This window comes from Stenotrophomonas sp. K-6, assembly GCF_056861555.1.
This window is the reverse complement of sequence record NZ_JBSPUC010000002.1, coordinates 477,875-497,865: the sequence shown is the minus strand read 5'-3', so window position 1 is coordinate 497,865 and position 19,991 is coordinate 477,875. Positions and strand designations below refer to the sequence as shown.

At 64.7% G+C, this 19,991-nt stretch carries 13 protein-coding genes and 2 tRNA genes; 14 read left to right on the top strand and 1 reads right to left on the bottom strand.

The features are described 5' to 3' along the window. Window positions 1–162: 162 nt before the first annotated feature. The 11 genes from grxD to AC13F7_RS07620 all read left to right on the top strand — a co-directional run bounded on the left by grxD (window position 163) and on the right by AC13F7_RS07620 (window position 14,455). Window positions 163–483, top strand: coding sequence for a Grx4 family monothiol glutaredoxin (gene grxD, locus AC13F7_RS07670; protein ID WP_019186185.1), 321 nt, complete (start codon window positions 163–165; stop codon window positions 481–483). Beyond that, entirely contained in the window at window positions 480–1,220 is a 741-nt protein-coding gene (locus AC13F7_RS07665; RefSeq protein WP_482999754.1) for an SDR family NAD(P)-dependent oxidoreductase, read from the top strand. Before grxD ends, AC13F7_RS07665 begins: the two co-directional genes overlap by 4 nt. Window positions 1,221–1,603: 383 nt before the next feature. Then, the gene (locus AC13F7_RS07660) at window positions 1,604–4,792 is read left to right on the top strand and encodes a TonB-dependent receptor (RefSeq protein WP_482999753.1); all 3,189 of its coding nucleotides are present in this window, start codon (window positions 1,604–1,606) and stop codon (window positions 4,790–4,792) included. Between the two features lie 285 nt (window positions 4,793–5,077). Beyond that, a complete protein-coding gene (gene ppnN, locus AC13F7_RS07655) occupies window positions 5,078–6,466 on the top strand; it encodes a nucleotide 5'-monophosphate nucleosidase PpnN (protein WP_482999752.1) in 1,389 nt (462 codons plus the stop codon). Between the two features lie 162 nt (window positions 6,467–6,628). Continuing rightward, window positions 6,629–7,144 (top strand): GspH/FimT family pseudopilin, encoded by a 516-nt coding sequence (locus tag AC13F7_RS07650; RefSeq protein WP_346470278.1) that lies wholly within the window; start codon window positions 6,629–6,631, stop codon window positions 7,142–7,144. Beyond that, window positions 7,141–7,605 (top strand): type IV pilus modification protein PilV, encoded by a 465-nt coding sequence (gene pilV, locus AC13F7_RS07645; RefSeq protein WP_346470279.1) that lies wholly within the window; start codon window positions 7,141–7,143, stop codon window positions 7,603–7,605. Before AC13F7_RS07650 ends, pilV begins: the two co-directional genes overlap by 4 nt. Then, window positions 7,605–8,795 carry a PilW family protein gene (locus AC13F7_RS07640; RefSeq protein WP_482999751.1) on the top strand — a complete coding sequence of 397 codons (1,191 nt, stop codon included), beginning with the start codon at window positions 7,605–7,607 and terminating at the stop codon, window positions 8,793–8,795. The genes pilV and AC13F7_RS07640 overlap by 1 nt, the downstream gene beginning before the upstream one ends. Beyond that, window positions 8,785–9,288 (top strand): pilus assembly PilX family protein, encoded by a 504-nt coding sequence (locus AC13F7_RS07635; protein WP_482999750.1) that lies wholly within the window; start codon window positions 8,785–8,787, stop codon window positions 9,286–9,288. Before AC13F7_RS07640 ends, AC13F7_RS07635 begins: the two co-directional genes overlap by 11 nt. After that, window positions 9,285–13,868, top strand: a complete 4,584-nt coding sequence (locus AC13F7_RS07630; protein WP_482999749.1) for a pilus assembly protein — start codon at window positions 9,285–9,287, stop codon at window positions 13,866–13,868. Before AC13F7_RS07635 ends, AC13F7_RS07630 begins: the two co-directional genes overlap by 4 nt. A 23-nt stretch (window positions 13,869–13,891) precedes the next feature. Beyond that, on the top strand, window positions 13,892–14,308 hold the full coding sequence (locus AC13F7_RS07625; RefSeq protein ID WP_346470283.1) for a type IV pilin protein: 417 nt from the start codon (window positions 13,892–13,894) through the stop codon (window positions 14,306–14,308). A 70-nt stretch (window positions 14,309–14,378) separates the two neighbouring features. Then, window positions 14,379–14,455, top strand: a tRNA-Asn gene (locus AC13F7_RS07620). Window positions 14,456–14,527: 72 nt separating this feature from the next. Here AC13F7_RS07620 and AC13F7_RS07615 read toward each other — a convergent pair. After that, on the bottom strand, window positions 14,528–15,019 hold the full coding sequence (locus AC13F7_RS07615; protein ID WP_482999748.1) for a GspH/FimT family pseudopilin: 492 nt from the start codon (window positions 15,017–15,019) through the stop codon (window positions 14,528–14,530). Between the two features lie 197 nt (window positions 15,020–15,216). On the opposite strand from AC13F7_RS07615, the gene uvrB reads away from it, so the two are divergent. From uvrB to AC13F7_RS07600, 3 genes are all read left to right on the top strand, one after another. After that, entirely contained in the window at window positions 15,217–17,247 is a 2,031-nt protein-coding gene (gene uvrB, locus AC13F7_RS07610) for an excinuclease ABC subunit UvrB (protein WP_482999747.1), read from the top strand. Between the two features lie 107 nt (window positions 17,248–17,354). Next, a tRNA-Val gene (locus AC13F7_RS07605) sits at window positions 17,355–17,429 on the top strand. A gap of 152 nt (window positions 17,430–17,581) precedes the next feature. After that, on the top strand, window positions 17,582–19,990 hold the full coding sequence (locus AC13F7_RS07600; protein WP_482999746.1) for a DNA internalization-related competence protein ComEC/Rec2: 2,409 nt from the start codon (window positions 17,582–17,584) through the stop codon (window positions 19,988–19,990). Window position 19,991 lies beyond the last annotated feature (1 nt).

The window sequence follows — 19,991 nt, the reverse complement described above, 5'->3', positions numbered from 1 at the left end:
GGGCACGGCAGATTGGGAAGGGAGAGCGCCGATCCATGGCGGATCGTCATGAGTGTGGTCGATGGCAGGCTGCCCACCACGCGAAGGTAGGGCATACAATGGCGGTCAGGGAAGTCTATCCGACCGGTGAGGCCGGGTTGTCCCATTGGAGGGAGAGTCGTTGTGGCGGTGATGCAGCAGATCCAGTCCGAAGTCGAACGTTACCCCCTCGTGTTGTTCATGAAGGGCACCCCGCAATACCCCATGTGCGGCTTTTCCAGCCGTGCCATCCAGGCATTGATGGCCGCCGGCGCGATCGCGCTGCGCACGGTCAACGTGCTGGAAGAGCCCGAGATCCGCGCCAACCTGCCGCGCTTCTCCAACCTGCCGACGTTCCCGCAGCTGTTCATCCACGGTGAGCTGATCGGCGGCTGCGACATCGTGCTGGAGCTGTTCGAGTCCGGCGAGCTCAAGCGCATCGTCGAAGAGGCGTCCCAGCCGTGAGTGCGGTCCCGTCCGTGGTGGTCGGGACCGGATCGCTCGCCGATCGCGTCATTCTCATCGCCGGAGCCGGGGGAGGCTTTGGCAGCGCGGCGGCCGTCGCGTGCGCGCAGGCCGGGGCAACCGTGGTCCTGCTGGGGCGCAAGCCACGGCGGCTGGATCGGGTTTACGCCGCGGTCGAAGCCGCTGGCCCGGAGCCGCTGCTGTATCCGCTGGATCTGGAAGGGGCCAGCCCCGACGACTACGCCACCTTGGCCGAGCGGCTGCACTCCGAGCTTGGCCATCTCGATGGCGTGCTCTATTGCGCGGCCGATTTCGCCGGGCTGACCCCATTTGAACTGGCCGACCCGGCCGCCTTCGCCCGGGCGGTCCATGTGAACCTGACCGCCCCGGCCTGGCTCGCCCAGGCGTGCCTGCCACTGCTGCGCCAGAGCGACGATGCTGCCCTGGTGTTCACCGTGGATGACCCGGCGCGGGTAGGGCAGGCCTACTGGGGCGGCTACGGCGCAGCCCAGCATGGCCTTCGCGGCCTGATCGCCTCCCTGCACGACGAACTCGCCCGCAGCCCGGTCCGGGTCAGCGGCCTGCAGCCGGGCCCGATGCGCACCGCGTTGCGCGCCCGTGCCTTTTCGCTGGATGAAGACCGCAGCGCCCGTGACCCGGCCGAGTGCGCCGCGGCGGCGGTCCTGTTGCTGTCCGCCGCCGGCGCTGCCTACCGCGGCCAGATCCTCGAGGCCTGAGAGCGGCAAGGGCGTCACCGCGTCTTTCACGGTAGTGCCGGCCGCTGGCCGGCTCCCCAGTGAGCCTTGAAGACCCCCGCGGGGGTCCCTCCCGAAACCGCTGGCGGCGCCAAATGGCCCGAATTCAGCCAGTCACAATCAGATGTGAAGATAGCGTCACGATCCCGTTGTGATGGCGTGTGTTTTGTCGCCAAACCGTCACAATCCGAGGTTACCGTGTTAATCTAGTGTTAACCGTTGCGGCTGAAACCAGCTCGCGGCTAGGGAACCCAGATAAAAGTCCAGTCAGCCGCCAGCAAGGCTGCTTGGGCGCGTTTTTTTCTCCGCCATCGCCAATCTCGCATCGAGGCTACTCCCCAATGACCCACTCACGCTGTCTCCGGATGTCCAAGCTCACCCTTGGTCTCGTGGCCGCACTTGCTGCCGCTCCCGCCTTCGCCCAGAGCACCTCTGCCGGTGTCGGCGGCCAGGTCACGTCTGCCGCAGGCGCGCCTGTGGCCGGTGCCGAAGTCACGATCACGCACACCGAGTCGGGCACGATCAGCCGTGCGACCACCGATGCCGCGGGTCGTTACAACGCGCGCGGCCTGCGCGTGGGTGGTCCGTACACCATCACCATCACCAAGTCCGGTGAAGGCACCAAGACCGAAGAAGGCGTGTACCTGGGCGTGAACCAGACCGGTACCGTCAACGCCGCCCTGACCGGCGACCTGGCCGCGACCAACCTGGAGGCGGTGCAGGTTGTTGCCGTCGCTGCAGGCTCGGAAGTGTTCAGCGCGACCAAGATGGGTTCGGGCACCAACATCAGCCAGCAGCAGATCGAAGTTGCCCCGTCCATCGGCGGCAACATCCAGGATCTGATGCGTCTGGATCCGCGCGTGACTTTCATCGATCGCGCCTCCGGCTCGATCTCGGCCGGTGGCCAGAATCCGCGCTTCAACTCGATCAGCATCGACGGTGTGTCCGCCAGCGACACCTTCGGCCTGGAAGGCAACAACATGCCGACCCGCCGCCAGCCGGTGGCGATGGAAGCCATCGAAGCGCTGGACATCAACCTGTCCAACTACGACGTCAGCATCGCTGCTGCCGCCGGTGCCACCGTCAACGCGGTGACCAAGTCTGGTACCAACGAATTCCATGGTTCCGTGTACGGCACCTACCGTGACGGCGACTGGTTCGGCGACAACCCGGAAGGCAAGGCGTTCAACGGCTTCACCAAGGAAGAGACCTACGGCATGACCGTGGGCGGCCCGATCGTGAAAGACAAGCTGTTCTTCTTCGCCAACTACGAAAAGTTCAAGCAGGCCGCCCCGGGCGCCGACATCAGCGGCACCGCACTGGGCAAGGCCAATCCGCAGTTCACCCTGGCCGACGTTACCCGTGCGCAGCAGATCGCGCAGGGCTATGGCATCCCGGCCGGTGGCCTGGAAAGCAACGGCGATACGGAGATGGAAGAGTACGCGCTGAAGCTGGACTGGAACATCAGCGACAACCACCGTGCCAACATCCGTTACAGCAAGATCGACCAGAGCAAGCTGCGCATCAACGGCATGTCCACAAGCACGGCCTCGCTGAGCTCTTACTGGTACCAGCACGACAAGACCAACGAGAGTTACGTCGCCCAGCTGTTCAGCGACTGGTCGGACAACTTCTCCACCGAACTGAAGGCCTCGTACCGCGAGTATTCTGCGATCCGTAACGTGTCGACCGACGCGCCGAGCATCCGCATCTTCTTCCAGGGTACACAGGCTTCGCCGACCGGCGATTCGCTGTACCTCGGTACCGAAGTCAACTCGCAGGACAACATCCTGCAGACCAAGGCGTGGAACTACTACGCTGCCGGCACCTGGACCCTGGGTGACCATGACGTCAAGTTCGGTGCGTCGTACGACACCAACGACATCTACAACTACTTCGGCGCCAACTCGTGGGGCGCTTACACCTTCTACGGCCTGGACAATTTTGCCGCCGGCCGCTGGAGCAGCTACAACTACAACCCGGAGCGCAGCCCGGGTTCGATTCCGGCTGACTACAAGTTCAGCAACCTGGCCCTGTTCGTGCAGGACACCTGGTATGTCAACAATAACCTGACCCTGACCCTGGGTCTGCGTGCGGACCGTGCCGATACCTCCCCGGCGCCGACGTACAACGCGACGGCGTCGCAGTTCTTCGGCCTCGACAACAGCGATGTGCTGAGCAATAAGTTCCTGATCCAGCCGCGCGCCGGTTTCAACTACACCTTCGACACCGATCGCCCGACCCAGCTGCGCGGCGGCGTGGGCCTGTTCCAGGGTGATGCCCCGCAGGTGTGGCTGAGCAACAGCTACTCGACGACCGGCTTCAACAACTCGGTCTACACCTACACCGCCTACAACGCCGCACTGCCGTTCAACCCGAACAAGGATAGCCAGCCGGTTCCGAACACCGCAGGCTCCAACCGGCAGAACGTGAACTTCGTCAGCAGCGACTTCAACATGCCGTCGGTGTACAAGGCCAACCTGGCCCTGGATCACGAGACCCCGTGGTACGGCATCGTGGCCTCGGCCGAGCTGCTGGTCACCAAGGTCAAGGACGCCCTGTACTACAAGAACCTGAATCTGGGCCCGGTGCAGTATCAGGGTCCGGACGGCCGTGACATGTACTACTCCACTGGCAGCACCGGTTCGGCCTGGGCCACGGGCAATGCCCGCGCTGGGCGCAACCAGGCTTACGACGCCGTGTATGAGATTGCGAACACCGACAAGGGTCGCACCTCGCAGTTCACGGTCTCGCTGACCAAGCCGTGGGATGTCGCCAGCGACTGGTCGTGGAACATCGGCTACACCTACACGGACGCGACCGAAGTGGGCTCGCTAACCAGCTCCACCGCCAGCTCGGGCTGGGGTTACCAGTACGCCTTCAACGCAAATGACAACATCGAAAACACCTCGCGCTACCAGATCCGCGACCGCCTGTCGGGTGGTCTGAACTGGAAGCACAAGTTCTTCGGTGACTACGAAACCAAGATCGGTCTGGTGTACGAAGGCCGCAGCGGCCGTCCGTACAGCTACGTCTACGTGAACGATGCGAACGGCGACAACCGTTCCGCGAACGACCTGTTCTACGTGCCGACCGGCCCGGGCGATGTGCTGTTCGGCAACCTGGTGGGCAGCAACTTCACCCCGGATGCGGCGATGGAGAAGTCGTTCTACGAATGGCTGGCCAACAACCCGCAGCTGGCCAAGTACGCAGGCAGCTATGCTCCGGCCAACCAGTTCCGTACCGGCTGGATCAATACCTTCGACATCCGTGTCAGCCAGCAGCTGCCGGGGTTCATGAAGGGGCACAAGTCGGAGATCTGGCTGGATATCCAGAACGTCGGCAACATGATCAACAAGGACTGGGGCAACATCTACGACTACGGCTTCTTCGCCGATGCGCGTGTGGCCAGCCTGCAGGGCATCAAGGACGGCAAGTACGTGTATAACTTCCGCGGCGCGGACCTGCCGGCAGTGGCCAACAATGACGCAGACGGCTTCGACGTCGGTGTCTCGCAGTGGTCGGTGCAGCTGGGCTTCCGTTACCAGTTCTGATGAACTGAGGTAACGACCCTCGTTAGACCCGGAACGGCCAGGGCAACCTGGCCGTTCTGCTGTCCGGGCGACGGCCGCGCCAACGCGGGACCTGTGACGCGGCGCTTGCCCGACCCGGGGAATACGCCTATGATCCGCCGGTTGCGCGAAAAACATGCAACTGCGGCAGCCCCAGCGTGGCGCCGGGGGCACCACATATCCAAACGGTCGGGTTTCCCGGCCGTTTTGCTTTTTGAGGGGGCAGCGGTACAGTCGGTAACCTTGAGGAAAGCGAACAAGATGGACATGACGATCAACGAAAAACCGGCGCGGACGCTGCCGGTGCAGGACGCGCGGATCTACCCGCGCGGTGGGCTGGATGTGTTGTCGCGCGCGGAAGTAGCGCGCCTGCGCGATGCGTCCGGTGGTGGCATGCACGAGCTGCTGCGCCGTTGCGCGCTGGCCGTGCTGACCAGCGGCAGCGCCTCGGACGATCCGCGCGCCGCGCGCGATCTGTATCCGGATTTCGATATCCAGGTGGCCCAGCAGGACCGCGGTGTGCGCATCGATCTGGTCAACGCCCCGGCAATGGCCTTCGTGGATGGCGAGATCATCCGCGGCGTGGCCGAGCTGCTGTTCGCCGTGGTCCGCGACCTGGCCTACATGGCCATCGAGATGGGCCCGGCGTACGCGGCGGAGCTGGAGTCCTCCGAGGGCATCACCAACGCGGTGTTCGGGCTGCTGCGCAACGCGCGCATCCTCAACCCGGGCGACCCGAACCTGGTCGTCTGCTGGGGCGGCCACTCGATCGGTCGTGACGAGTATCTGTACACCAAGCAGGTCGGCTACGAGCTGGGCCTGCGTGGCCTGGACATCTGCACCGGCTGCGGCCCGGGCGCGATGAAGGGGCCGATGAAGGGCGCCACCATCGCCCATGCCAAGCAGCGCAAGACCACCACGCGCTACATCGGTCTGACCGAGCCGGGCATCATTGCCGCGGAGTCGCCGAACCCGATCGTGAACCACCTGGTGATCATGCCGGACATCGAGAAGCGTCTCGAAGCGTTCGTGCGCATCGGCCACGGCATCATCGTGTTCGCCGGCGGTGTCGGCACGGCCGAGGAAATCCTGTATCTGCTGGGCATCCTGCTGCGCGAGGAGAACAAGGATCTGCCGTTCCCGCTGATCCTGACCGGCCCGACCGTGGCCGCGCCGTACTTCGAGCAGATCGACCGCTTCATCCGGCTCACCTTGGGCGAAGCGGCGGCCAGCCGCTACGAGATCATCATCGGCGACCCGGTCAACGTCGCCCGCAAGATGGCCCAGGGCATCAAGCGCGTGCGTGAGCACCGCCTGGCGCAGAAGGACTCGTTCTTCTTCAACTGGTCGATCGAGATTCCGTGGGAGTACCAGCAGCCGTTCGTGCCGACCCACGAGGCGATGGCCTCGTTGGATCTGCACCACGGCCGTCCGCCGCATGCCCTGGCCGCCGACCTGCGTCGCGCGTTCTCCGGCATCGTGGCCGGCAACGTGAAGGAAGACGGCATGCGCCGCATCGAGCAGTTCGGTCCGTTCGAGATCCATGGCGATGCGGACATGATGCAGGCCCTGGACGAGCTGCTGCGCGCCTTCGTCGAACAGCGCCGCATGAAGATCTCGGGCGAGTACCAGCCCTGCTACAAGGTCATGGCCTGAGGCCCTGACCGGGCCGGCGGCGGGCAGGGGGCCGGCCGCCCGGCCTGTTCTGCGTCAACGGATTGACGCCCGTCGCCTCCGGGCGACCGTTCGTCCTGCCGCCGCTTGCTGACCGGCGGCAAGACGTTCATCGTCTGTGTCATCAACGCTGGGGAGCGTTTCATGTCTTTGCGCCGGTCCAACGGCTTCACACTGATCGAGTTGATGGTCACCATCGCCGTGCTCGCCATCCTGATCACGCTTGGCATGCCGAGCTTCCAGGGGGTGCTGCGCTCGAATCGGGCTGCGACCACCACCAACGAAATGATGGCCTCGCTGGCGCTGGCGCGCAGTGAGGCGCTGAAGAACACCCGCGGTGCCGGCGTGTGTGCCTCCACTGACGGTGCCGCCTGCAACGGCGACAGTTGGGGTGATGGCTGGATGGTCTGGTCCGATGCCGATGGCAGCGGCACTTTCGACACCGAGGAGCCGGTCCTGCGTTACTCCGCCGGGTCGCCCAAGATGCTCGGCAGCAAGGACAATCTGATCGTGGCCTTCGATGGCCGTGGTCGCAATCGCGCTGCGGCGGCGCTGGACATCACCCTCAAACCCGATGAATGCGGCGACCAGCCCCTGCAGCGAACGCTGCGGCTGTCGGCTGTTGGGCAGGTGCGTGTGGAACGGGAGAGCTGCAAGTGACGGGAAGACTTCTTCGTGCGCCGCGTGCGGGGCAGGGCGGTTTCACCATGATCGAGGTGTTGATCGCGATCGTGGTGATGAGTATCGGCCTGCTCGGGTTCGCACTGCTGCAGACCATGAACGTGCGGTTCGTGCAGAGTGCGAACTTCCGCACCCAGGCGACCAACCTCAGTTACGAGCTGCTGGATCAGATCCGCATCAACCGGATCACCGCTGACGGCTTCGTGGGTACCTACGCGGCCACAACCAAGGCCGCCGATTGCGTTTCGCCCACCGGTGCGGACATCACCAAGGACATGTACATGACCGATTGGCGTTGCCGGCTGGGGAAGGCGCTCGGCGATGCGGCCAGCGCCAGTGTGACCCGCGATGGCGACGAGATCACGGTCAACGTGAGCTGGGGTGACGAGCGTTGGCTCGATGCAGCCGATACCACCTTCTCGGCGAGGACCCAGCTGTGATGCGCCCACCTTCCATCCAGCGCACCAGCATGGGTCTGTCGCTGGTTGAGCTGATGATCGCCATGGTCATCGGCCTGGTGTTGTTGCTGGGCCTGATGCAGGTATTTGCCGCGTCACGCACGGCCTCGCGCCTGTCCGAAGGTCTGGCGCGCGTGCAGGAGAACGGGCGCTTCGCCATGGATTTCCTGCAGCGCGATCTGCGCATGGCCGGCCACTTTGGCTGCGTGAACGACCAGAGTCACAACATCCGTAATCCCGGCTCGTTGCACACGACATTCGCTGCCGCAGGGCACCCGGCGCTGGATTTCACGCAGTCCATCCAGGGATTCGAGGCCATCGACACCAAACCGGGCGACCCGCTGACGCTGACTGCAACGCCGACGACCGGCGGGGTGGATTACAGCCCCGCACTTCCGTCCGAATATGCCGAGGCCCTCACTAATCGGGTCGACGGCAGCGACATCGTTGCGTTGCGCTTCCTCGTTCCCGATGGCGTGCCGGTTACTGCGATCACCGGGACCGATGACAAGCCCGGGTTCTCGTTCGACAGCGCGAGGTGGGCCGTTCTGCAGAGCGGGGTAAAGGAGCCGGGGCTGTTCGGTGTAGCCGATTGCACGACGGCCACGTTGTTTCAAGCCAGTGCCGCGAGCGGCACCAGCGGTTCGGTCACCTTCAACACAGCACCGAACAATACCACCAGCTTCACCTCGATCTATACGGCCGGCCAGGCCGTCCTGTACCGGGCCGAGAGCGTGGTCTATTACATTGGATACGACGCGACGACGCGGCAGAGTTCGCTGTATCGGGTGCGCTTCAGTGCCAAGCCGGGTGCTGCACTGGTCGCAGAGGCGCCGGAGCCGTTGGTTGAAGGCGTGCGCAACATGCAGCTGCTCTATGGTCAGGATCACTCGCTGAGTGCCACGGCGGCGCCCAGCGGTTTCATCGACCGTCAGGGCACGGCAGCGGACGTGCAGGATTCGCTTGCGCCAGCGGATGCAGCCTGGCGCCGCGTCGGTGCGGTGCAGCTGGGGCTGTTGCTGGAAAGCCCGGACCCGTCGGCGGCTGCGCAGGCCACGGCCGATGCGGCGCTCACCGCCTTGGGCGTGACGTTCACCACGCCCAAGGACGGCAGGTTCCGCACGGTCTACCAGACCACGATCGCGGTACGCAACCGCCTCTATGGCAACTGAGGTCATCATGGCATCGAGTCGCAAGCCTTTCACCGCACCTCGTCGTCAGGATGGCGCTGTGCTGTATGTGGCCCTGATCATCCTGATCCTGCTGGCACTTCTCGGGATCGCCGGGATGCAGGTGACCGGCATGCAGGAGCGCATGGCCGCCAACTATCTGCGTACCAACCTGGCCTTCCAGAGTGCCGAAGCGGACGCCCGCTCGATGGAAAGCACGATCGAGGCGCAACTGGCGGCAGGAGGAACCTACAGTGCCGATCAGGAAGAGTGCAGCCCGATTTTTGATCCACTGACCTGGGCCGATGGCACTACCGATGCGCAGGCCACCTACACCCGGCGCATGGACAAGTGCGTAACCGCAGGCAGTGGCGGCGGTCTTGGCGGTCGCGAGAACGAAGACACTGGCAACATCTATCAGATCACGGCGCTAGCCAGTGATGATCCGGACAATCCCTCGGCCAGTGCGGTCGTCGATACGATCTATATCCCATGACTTCTGATCGCTTCCCTCTCAGCAAGCGCGCCATCAACGCATTGCGCATCGGGTTTGTTGTCCTCGCGGTGGGCTTCCTGCTCAGCCGCGTGGTGCCTCTGCGCGCTGCGCTCGGCGACTACGACATTGCCCAGGAGCCGCTGTACACCAAGCAGAGCCAGCCGCCGTTGATGATGATGGTGATGTCCCGCGACGAGCAGCTGTTCAACAAGGCCTACAGCGATTACAGCGATCTGGACGATGACAAGATCATCGATACCACCTACCAGGACAAGTTCTCCTATTCCGGTTACTTCGACTCGAACCTTTGCTACGGCTACGCAAGCAACGTGTTCAAGGCATCGGGTGAGGCGACCGGCATCAACAAGCACGAGTGCGGTGGGGCGTGGTCGGGGAACTTCCTCAACTGGGTCACGATGAGCCGGCTGGACGTCATGCGCTACGTGCTTTATGGCGGTCAGCGTTCCACCGACGACGCCAACAAGACCGTGATCGAGCGTGCGCAGATTCCCAACGACCTGCACGCGTGGGTCAAGGTCTACACCGGTTCGGACATCGGCAAGTTCACACCACTGACCGCCAGCGCCTCGTTCTGCAACGCCAGCATCAGTGCCAATGGCCGTCCGTTGATGCGCGTGGCCGGTGGCAACTGGTCCGAGTGGGCATCGACTGCGTCGTATCAGTGCGGTGTCAATCGCAGTGGCGAGGGTAGCGCGGACACGCCCAAGGCGGTGGTGGATTACACCGTGCGCGTCGAAGTCTGCGATCCCGGGCAGAACAGCCATCGTGAGAGCTTCTGCCGGAAATACAATGATGGCACCACCGATCACTACAAGCCCAGTGGATTGCTGCAGACGTATGGTGAGAGTGGTCGCCTGCGCTTTGGTCTGGTAAGCGGCACCTACTCCAGCCCGCGCGATGGTGGCGTCCTGCGCCGGAACATCGGTAAGATCGCCGGCAATGGCGCGAAGCTTTGTGATACCGGCGACGAAATCAATCTCGCCACGGGTCAGTTGTGCCTGGCGCGCGACAGCGGCACCGAGGGCATCATCAATACGATGTCCAATTTCCGCATTGATCAGTGGAACTGGAGCAATAACTGGAACGACTGCAACGACTACAGCATTCTCAATCGCCAGGGCTTCGGCGACCGCGGCAATCTGCTGGATCCCGGCGCATCGGGTGACAAGGCTAAGAAGTGCAGCGCCTGGGGTAACCCGCTGGCCGAGATGTACGCCGAGGCTCTTCGCTACGTGGGGGCCGGCACCAAGGTTTACGGCGACACCGGCGATCTGTCCGGGCTGCCGGTGGGCGTGACGTGGAAGGATCCGTACCGCAGCCCTGCCCAGGGTGGCAACTCGTACTGTGCTACCTGCAACATTCTGGTGATGTCGTCGGGTCTGCCGTCCTTCGACAGCGACAACGTAGGTGCCGTGCCCCACCTTGCTACGGCGGAGTCGGCCACCGATGCGCTTGGCGCGGCGGAGGGCATCAGTGGGAAAAGCTATCTGGCCGGTCGCGTCGGCGCCACCGCCCGCTATGCCTCCATCAATACCCACGAAGACATCTGCCAGGCGCTGACCGTCAACCAGCTCAGCCTGGTCCGCGGCATCTGCCCGGACATTCCGTCCACGGAGGGCAGCTACCTCCTCGCCGGCCTGTCCAAGGCGGCGGCAGAAACTGATCTGCGTCCGGGCCTGGCCGGCAAGCCGGCGGACTACAAAGTCACTGCGACCACGTACACCGTGGCCATGGCCGAGAATCTGCCCAAGTTCGACATCAGCGTTGCCGGTGGCACCATCTCGCTGTCGCCGCTTTGCCAGGCCAACAACACGGGGGGCGCCAAGGCGGCCGATGCCGGCTGGCGAAGCTGTTTCCTTGGCTCGGTCGGCATCGGCACCAAAGAAGCGTCGGTGGCGCCCAAACACATCTATGGACGCCCATATCGTGCCGACGGCAAGTCTGGCAGTTTCTCGCTGGTCTGGGAGGATTCGTTGTGGGGCAACGATCATGACAATGACGTCGTGACGATGATGAGCTACTGCGTCGGCGCGGCGTGTGGCGACAAGGCCGGCATCGCCGACATGTGCTGGCGTTCACCCAACAATGCGGTCTGCTCCAACCAGTTGTTGAATGCGACCATCGGTGAGGACGAGGTACTCGTCCGCCTTGAGAATCTGTCGGCGTATGCGGGCAATGCGATGCTGACCGGCTACACCATCGTCGGCTCCAACGCGGCCAGCAACGTGCAGCGCCTGCTGCTGCGTCCCGGCAACAGCAACGGCTCTGTGATCAGCTCCACCGAGAATCCCCCCAATGACTGGACCAAGCCTTCGGTGGTCCGCTACAAGCTCAGCGGCGCCCAGGCCAATCAGTTGCAGAGTCCGTTGTGGTACGCGGCCAAGTACGGCGTTCCCAGTGGCAAGTGGGACACCCGGGAAGCCGGTGTGCCTGACAATTACTTCCTGGCCCGCAACCCGGCCAAGCTGAAGGCCGCGTTGGAGGCAATCTTCGAAAGTGCCGCCGAGGGCGACGCACCGGTGGGTGGCGGTGGTACCGGTGCGCGCATCAGCACCGGTTCGTTCACGGTATCGGCCAGCTACAAGGTTCCCTCGGGAACCAATGACTGGACCGGCGATGTAGTGGCCACCAAGGTGGGGGCGCTGGGCGCCAATGGTGATGTGCTGTGGCGCGCGTCGACCAAGATGAGCTCCAGTGGCCGCAACATCGTCATGGCTACCGCGCCGACCACGGTCAATGGCAGTGGCACCCTGGTGCCGGTGGCGGCGGCTCCGTTCGAGGCCAACAATATTCCCGGCGCTGATCGTGCGGCGCAGCTGGGCAACATGGGGTTCAGCAGTTCCGTGCCGAACTGGTTCGGCTCGCACACGGTGGCCGATCTGGTGAACTACCTGAAGGGCTCGGCCATCAGTGGCTTCCGTTCGCGAAGCGCCATCTTGGGCGACATCGTCAATTCCACGACGGAGATCGTCTCCACGGCCGATAATTTCGGTTACGGATCCTGGACCACCACGCCGGCGTGGAAGGCCACGCTGGGCACTCGCTATCGCGCCTACCTGACCGCCAAGAAAGCGGCGGGCGGTCCGCCGACGATGCTGTACGTGGGCGCCAATGACGGCATGCTGCACGGCTTCGATGCGTCCACCGGTGCCAGTGCGGGCAACGAGCTGTTGGCATTCATTCCGTCATCGTCGCTGCAGCACATGGCAGAACTGGCCAACCCCGGCTACTCGCATCGGTATTACGTGGATGGTGCGCTGGCCTCGTCCGACGTCTATTACGGTGATGCCTGGCACACCGTGCTGGTCGGCTCGACCGGTGCCGGCGGTGCCAACCGCGCGCCCAATGCGGCTGCGGCGGGCAACGGGTCGATGTTCGCACTGAACGTGAGCAACCCCACCAGATTCACCAAGGACCATGTGCTGTGGGAGCTGTCAGGCAAAACTGATTCTGATATGGGCTTCGCGCTAGGCAAGCCGATCATCGTTCCAGTCAGCGGGGCGAATGCCAATGCTGCACCGCGCTTCGTGGCGATCTTCGGTAACGGCGTCAACTCGTCCAGTGGCAAGCCGGTACTGTTCGTGGTCGACATCCAGACCGGCGAGGTGCTCAACCGTCTCTCGCCAAGCGGTGGGGGCTACGCGCTGCGCAACGGCCTGATGAACGTCGTGGCGGTGGCGGCGAGCAACAACAACCGCATCGCCGATACGGTCTACGGTGGTGACATGCAGGGCAACCTGTGGAAGTTCGACCTGCGCGATCCCAACCCCGCCAACTGGGGGGTTTCCTACAGTGGCGCACCGTTGTTTACCGCCACGCGTAATGGCGTGGCCCAGCCGATCACCGGCGGATTTGAGATCTCCCGGGCAGCCGGTCGGGGCTACAACATTGTGTTCGGGACCGGGCAGTACTTCGCCAGCGACGACAACGCCGTCAGTTCGAGTTCGCCGATCCAGTCGATTTACAGTGTCTGGGACAACCTGGTTGCCCCCGTGGGAGGGCGGGATGATCTGGTCGGCCAGCAGATATCCGAGGCGGATGACGGGTTCCGCTATGTCAGCGCCAACGCGGTCAGCTATGTGAGCAGGCGCGGCTGGTATTTCGATCTGATCGTCGGTGGGGCAGTGGATGGGGAGCGCTTCGTTGGCAACCCGCGCATTCAGAGCGGCTCGGTGATCTTCAATACTTACGTGCCCGGCCAAGCAATCTGCGGCGGCGGTGGCGGCATCAACTGGCGATATTCGGTGGATCTGCTAACCGGCGCCGGCGCGTTGGGTGGGCTGAGCGATACGCCCGGTGGCGATCCTCTCTGCACGGGCAATTGCGCTGGTGCGAAGTTGACCAGTGGCGGCACCGTCACCAATGGGGCCCCAATGGATGACAACGCAGTCTTCGTGCCGAACAACAAGCTGCAGAAGTGCGACCCGGCCGATGCAGACTGTAGTCTGGATGACCTTCTCAAAAGCGACATCTGCACTTACGTGGTGCGCACGGGCAATGCCGATCCGCTGTACATGCCACGCCCCTGCGGACGCCAGTCCTGGCGGCAGGTGCGCTGATGACCTTCATGACGAGAGCCCCCATGCAGACAGCCTACCGCCGCCGTGTTGCCGGCTTCACCCTGATCGAACTGATGATCACGGTGGCCGTGGTCGCCATCCTGGCGACCGTGGCGCTACCGGCGTACCAGGAATCCGTGCGGAAATCCCGACGCGCTCAGGCGAAGGCGGACCTGGTCGAACTGGCCCAGAACCTGGAGCGCTATCACACGGTGCAGAACACCTATGCGGCCTCCACCCTGGCCTTTGCCCAGTCGCCGCGCGAAGGCACCGCGCATTACACGCTGTCATTCAACGAGGACCCAACGGGTAGCACCTTCGACATTCAGGCCATCCCGGTCGAGGGTGGCAGCCAGGCCAAGGACAAATGCGGCACGCTGACGCTGGACCAGGCCGGGCGCAAGACGCCCACCGAAAAGACCGTCTCCGGCTGCTGGTAAGGGCATGGTGTTACGGGGTGTGTCGCAATGCTTGCATCACACCGCCGTTGCTGGCTAGAATGCGCACCCCGCCCGAATAGCTCAGCCGGTTAGAGCACTTGACTGTTAATCAGGGGGTCGTTGGTTCGAGTCCAACTTCGGGCGCCAGATCTGCAAAAGCCGCGAGCAATCGCGGCTTTTGTCTTTTTCGGGATGGGGCTCCGGCTCGGCAACGTCTGTTCAACAGGCCGTGGGCCGCCGCGGACGCTCGCTCCGCACCCGCCCCGTCCGACTGACGACGACCTTGCCCTGGGAGAAGCCTTCCAGGCAGAAGATGACCGACTGGTTGCTTCCGTTCAATTGACCATCCGGTCGGAACTGGATCGTGGGTTTGTGCGCGCTGCCATGCGCGCTCAGCCGTGAACGTGCCTGCTGCTGGACCAGAAGCGGCGCGGGTAGCGGGGTCTGCCCCGTGGCGCCCTCGACATGCCGATACAGCATCCAGCCCCGGCTCCAGTCGCGTCCGCAACGGACACCGTCCTCGGTCGGGCAGGCCGCGATCCGGCGCCGCTCGGTGATCGCCGTGTTGCGTGCCGTGGCCAGTGCCGAGGCCAGTTGCATGCGCAGGCTGTCAGCCTGGAGGCGGTCCCGGGTCTGCTGCAAGGCCGGCAGCGCCATGCCGGTCAGGATGGCCAGAACGGCCATCGCGATCAGTGCCTGGATCAGTGTCACGCCGGCGCAGCTGGCCGGGCGGGGCAGGGGGCGGGGGTGGTCCACGAAGAGGATCCGTCATGCGGGCGAGCTTCACTGTGGCCGCCTGACGACCCCAAGGCTGCCGGTTCATGCCGCGTTTTGGTGTCGGCTCCTCCCTCAACCGGCCGTCACCAACCTGGCCGTTATACTGAAGGCTTCCCGGCAGTGGCGGCACCATGAGCGATCGTTTCCAACTTGAATCCCCGTATTCGCCGGCAGGCGACCAACCGGCGGCCATCGAGAAACTGACCGCCAATTTCGAGGCGGGCATCGCCAAGCAGACCCTGCTCGGCGTGACGGGCTCCGGCAAGACCTATACGGTCGCCAACGTGATCCAGCGGGTGCAGAAACCGACGCTGGTGATGGCGCCGAACAAGACCCTGGCGGCGCAGCTGTACGGTGAGTTCAAAGCGTTCTTCCCGCACAACGCGGTCGAGTATTTCGTCAGCTACTACGATTACTACCAGCCCGAGGCCTACGTGCCTTCGTCGGACACCTTCATCGAGAAGGACAGTTCGATCAACGAGCACATCGAGCAGATGCGCCTGGCGGCGACAAAGACGCTGTTGTCGCGCCCGGATGCGATCGTGGTGGCCACGGTGTCGGCGATCTACGGCCTCGGCGCGCCCGAGGACTATCTGTCGATGCGCCTGATCCTCTCCACCGGCGAGCGGATCGACCAGCGTGATCTGATCAAGCACCTGACCCAGCTGCAGTACACGCGCAATGAGTTCGAGCTGCACCGCGGCACCTTCCGCGTGCGCGGCGAAGTGATCGACGTGTTTCCCGCCGAATCGGACAGTGAAGCGGTGCGCATCGAGCTCTTCGAAGGCGAGGTCGAGCAGATCAGCATGTTCGATCCGCTCACCGGCGAAAGCCTGCGCAGGATGATGCGCTACACCATCTATCCCAAGACCCATTACGCGACCACCCGTGAGCGCGTGCTGTCGGCGGTGGATACGATCAAGGCGGAATTGAAGGTCCGCCTTGAGCAGTTGTACGAGCAGAACAAGCTGGTGGAAGCGCAGCGCCTGGCGCAGCGTACCCAGTTCGATCTGGAAATGATGGCCGAGGTCGGCTACTGCAACGGCATCGAGAACTACTCGCGGCACCTCACTGGCAAGAACGCCGGCGATCCGCCGCCAACGCTGTTCGACTACCTGCCGCCGGATGCGCTGCTGGTGATCGACGAATCGCACGTGACCATTCCGCAGATCGGCGCGATGTTCAAAGGCGACCGCTCGCGCAAGGAAACCCTGGTCGAGTTCGGTTTCCGCCTGCCGTCGGCATTGGACAACCGTCCACTGCGTTTCGAGGAGTGGGAAGAGCGTTGCCCGCGCAGCATCTATGTCTCTGCCACGCCGGGGCCGTATGAGCTGCGCGAGACTGAAGGCGAGATCACCGAACTGGTGGTGCGTCCGACCGGCCTGATTGATCCGGTGGTCGAGATCCGTCCGGTCGGCACCCAGGTCGACGATCTGATGAGCGAGGTCAACGAGCGCATCAAACTCGGCGATCGTGTGCTGGTCACGACGTTGACCAAGCGCATGGCCGAGAACCTGACCGAATACCTGACCGAACACGGCATCCGCGTGCGTTACCTGCACTCGGATATCGACACGGTGGAACGTGTGGAGATCATCCGCGATCTGCGTCTGGGCAAATTTGATGTGCTGGTCGGCATCAACCTGCTGCGCGAAGGCCTGGACATGCCGGAAGTGTCGCTGGTGGCGATCCTCGATGCCGACAAGGAAGGCTTCCTGCGTTCGACCGGCTCGCTGATCCAGACCATCGGCCGTGCCGCGCGCAACCTGCGTGGCAAAGCGATCCTCTATGCGGACAAGATCACGCGCTCGATGCAGGCTGCGATCGACGAGACCGACCGCCGCCGCGCCAAGCAGGTCGAGTACAACGAACTGCACGGCATCGTGCCCAAGTCGGTGCTGCGCCCGATCACCGATGTGCTTGAAGGGGCGCGTTCGGAAGCGGCTGAGAAAGAATCGCGTGGCAAAGGGAAGGGCAAAGGCAAGGCAGGGCGCGTGGCCGAAGAATCCACCGACTACCGCACGATGGAGCCGGCCCAGATCGCCAAGCGGCTGCAGGCGCTGGAGCAGCAGATGTACCAGCACGCCCGCGATCTGGAGTTCGAAGATGCCGCCCGCGTGCGCGACCAGATCCGTCAGTTGAAGGAGGCCAGTCTGGGCTGAACAACGCGTTGTGAAATATCTTCACAAAAGTGTTGCGCTTTCCAGGGGGCGTCCGTAATATACGCGGCCTGCACCGACGCATTCGCAGCGGGGCAGGGAAGCAAAACGGGCGGTTAGCTCAGCGGTAGAGCACTACCTTGACATGGTAGGGGTCACAGGTTCGAACCCTGTACCGCCCACCACTTCAGTCCCGGAGACTGCAGTGGCACAACAGAAAAGCCAGCCCTCGGGTTGGCTTTTTTGCTATGTGCATTTCCTGACAGCGCACTGCATGCCGCACTGATACCGCGTGCCGCCTCCGCCGTGGACACTCAGGGTTTGCCGGGTGCTGCCCATGCGACGAGTGCTACACACCGGCACCCTGGCTGCACGCGCGCCTCTCCCGATCTTCGGCAAGGCGTGTGTCGTCGCGCTGTTGGCAGGCATCTGCGTGATCGTCTTCTCGCCCCGGCTGCTGCCGCTGGGGTGGGGCCTTGCCGCGGCGGCTGTCGGCATCCTGCTCTGGATGCTGCCCTGCCGCTTCCGCCTCCTCGGCGCTGTCCTCTTCGGTATCGGCTGGGCCGCCGTGCACGGTCACGCCGGGCTGGCGCAGCAGCTGCCCCCTGGCGCCCCGCCGATGGACCACACGCTGCACGGGCGCGTGATCAGCCTGCCTCACCACGGCCCCGGCGGTACCCGTTTCCGCTTCCGGGTGGATGATGGTCCGACGATGCCAGCTGAACTTCGCGGCCGTGACCTGGCACTGGGCTGGTATGACGGGTTCCGTGGCGCAGCCGATGACCGGCGGCGCACTCTCCAGGCCGGCGAACGCTGGTCGCTCACGGTCCGTGCCCGTCCACCGCGCGGGCGGGTGAACCCGGGCGGGTTCGACGCCGAGGGCTATGCGTTGCGGCAGCGGGTGGCTGGCAACGGGTACGTACGGGAGCCTGCCCAGGCGCATCCGCTGGGGGAGCCGACCGGACTGCCCGCCTGGCGGGAGCGGATGGCCGAGGCGATCGCCAGGGCGATCCAGGGCGACGGCCGTCGCTTCGTCCAGGCATTGGCACTCGGCGATACGCGCGGTCTCAGCCAAGGGGACTGGGACGACCTGCGTGCGCTGGGGGTGACCCACCTGGTGGCGATCTCCGGCTTTCATGTCGGTGTGGTGGCAGGCGTTGCCGCGCTGCTGGCCAGCGGGCTCTGGCGCTGCGTGCCGCTGATCGGCCTGTACGTGCCGCGTCCGATGGGGGCCGCGGCTGCGGCCGTCGCAGGCGCGGCGCTGTACGCCGCCGCAGCCGGTTTCGCGCTGCCGACGGTGCGTACCGTGCTGATGATCGCGGTAGTGGCCACTGCGCGCTGCAGCCGGCGGCGCGCAACCGTGGCGCAGTCGCTCTCTCTGGCGGCGCTGGCAATGCTGCTGTTCGACCCGCTCGCCGTGCTTGCGCCCGGGTTCTGGCTGAGCTTTGCCGGCGTGCTGTGGCTGATCTGGTGCCTGCCGGGGCGTGAGCAGGGCTGGTTGCGGGGGTTCCTGAGCGCGCAGGGCGTGGCGACCGTGGCGCTGCTGCCGTTGACCGTGGCGCTGTTCGGGCAGGCCTCGCGTGCGGGGCCGCTGGTGAACCTGGTGGCGATTCCGTGGTGGACGATGGTAGTGGTGCCGCTGGCGTTGCTCGGCACTGCCCTGGAGGCCCTGATCGACGGAGCGGGGCGCTGGCCCTGGCAGTTGGCGGCGTGGTGTTTCGAGGCGAGCTGGTGGCTGTTCGGGTACGCCGCGCGCAGCGAGCTGTCGTTGTGGTGGCTGCCGCAGGCGAACCGTTGGGCACTCATCGCCGCGGTGTTCGGGGTGTTCTGGCTGCTGCTGCCGCGCGGCAGCGGTGGCCGGGTTCCCGCGCTGCTGCTGTGCCTGCCGCTGCTGTGGCCGGCGCGTCATGGGCCGGCCGAGGGCGAAGTGGAACTGTTGGTGATGGATGTGGGGCAGGGCCTGGCGGTAGCAGTGCGCACGCGCCGCCACACGCTGCTGTACGACACCGGCCCGGGGGCCGACGATGGCTTCGACGCGGGCGAGCGGATCGTGGTGCCCACCCTGCGCGCGCTGGGGCAGGGGCGGCTGGACCGGATCATGATCAGCCATGACCACCGCGACCATACCGGGGGGCTGCGCGGTGTGCGCCGCAGCTTTCCGGACGCGATGCTGCAGGCGCCACCCGATGCCCTGCGCGGCCGCGCGTCGGCCTACCATGCGGGGCAAGCCTGGCAGTGGGACGGGGTGACGTTCCGGGTGCTGCATCCGCCGCGCGACGAGCCGCAGTCCATCAATGACAGCAGTTGCGTGCTGCGGCTGGAAACCAGCCAGGGGGCGATCCTGCTGGCCGGTGACATCGAAAAGCGCAGCGAGGCCCTGCTGGTCCAGCACCATGCGGCTCTCCTGGCGGCCGAAGCGGTGGTCGTCCCACACCACGGCAGCGCGAGCTCATCCACGCCTGCGTGGGTCGCAGCGGTCGCGCCCCGGTTGGCGATCGTCTCGTCCGGCCACCGCAACCGGTTCGGGCACCCGCGTGCGGAGGTGGTCGCGCGCTGGCAGGCGGTCGGGGCTGAGGTACTCAACACCGCCGACAGCGGCGCGGTCCGTGTCTGGCTCGGGCGTGAAGGCCTGCAGGTGCGTGAACAGCGGGTTTTCGAGCGGCGTTGGTGGGATGCCGCGGAGCGGAGCCGGTCGGCTGCTATCCTATCGTCGATCAAACAGGCGGCCGCTGGGCCGGAGGATTGAA

Excerpts from the sequence above, each read along its gene's own strand:
- AC13F7_RS07660 (WP_482999753.1), top strand. The coding sequence starts at position 1,604 with ATGTCCAAGCTCACCCTTGGTCTCGTGGCCGCACTTGCTGCCGCTCCC.
- ppnN (WP_482999752.1), top strand. The coding sequence starts at position 5,078 with ATGACGATCAACGAAAAACCGGCGCGGACGCTGCCGGTGCAGGACGCG.
- AC13F7_RS07650 (WP_346470278.1), top strand. The coding sequence starts at position 6,629 with ATGTCTTTGCGCCGGTCCAACGGCTTCACACTGATCGAGTTGATGGTC.
- AC13F7_RS07640 (WP_482999751.1), top strand. The coding sequence starts at position 7,605 with ATGCGCCCACCTTCCATCCAGCGCACCAGCATGGGTCTGTCGCTGGTT.
- AC13F7_RS07635 (WP_482999750.1), top strand. The coding sequence starts at position 8,785 with ATGGCAACTGAGGTCATCATGGCATCGAGTCGCAAGCCTTTCACCGCA.
- AC13F7_RS07630 (WP_482999749.1), top strand. The coding sequence starts at position 9,285 with ATGACTTCTGATCGCTTCCCTCTCAGCAAGCGCGCCATCAACGCATTG.
- AC13F7_RS07625 (WP_346470283.1), top strand. The coding sequence starts at position 13,892 with ATGCAGACAGCCTACCGCCGCCGTGTTGCCGGCTTCACCCTGATCGAA.
- uvrB (WP_482999747.1), top strand. The coding sequence starts at position 15,217 with ATGAGCGATCGTTTCCAACTTGAATCCCCGTATTCGCCGGCAGGCGAC.
- AC13F7_RS07600 (WP_482999746.1), top strand. The coding sequence starts at position 17,582 with ATGCGACGAGTGCTACACACCGGCACCCTGGCTGCACGCGCGCCTCTC.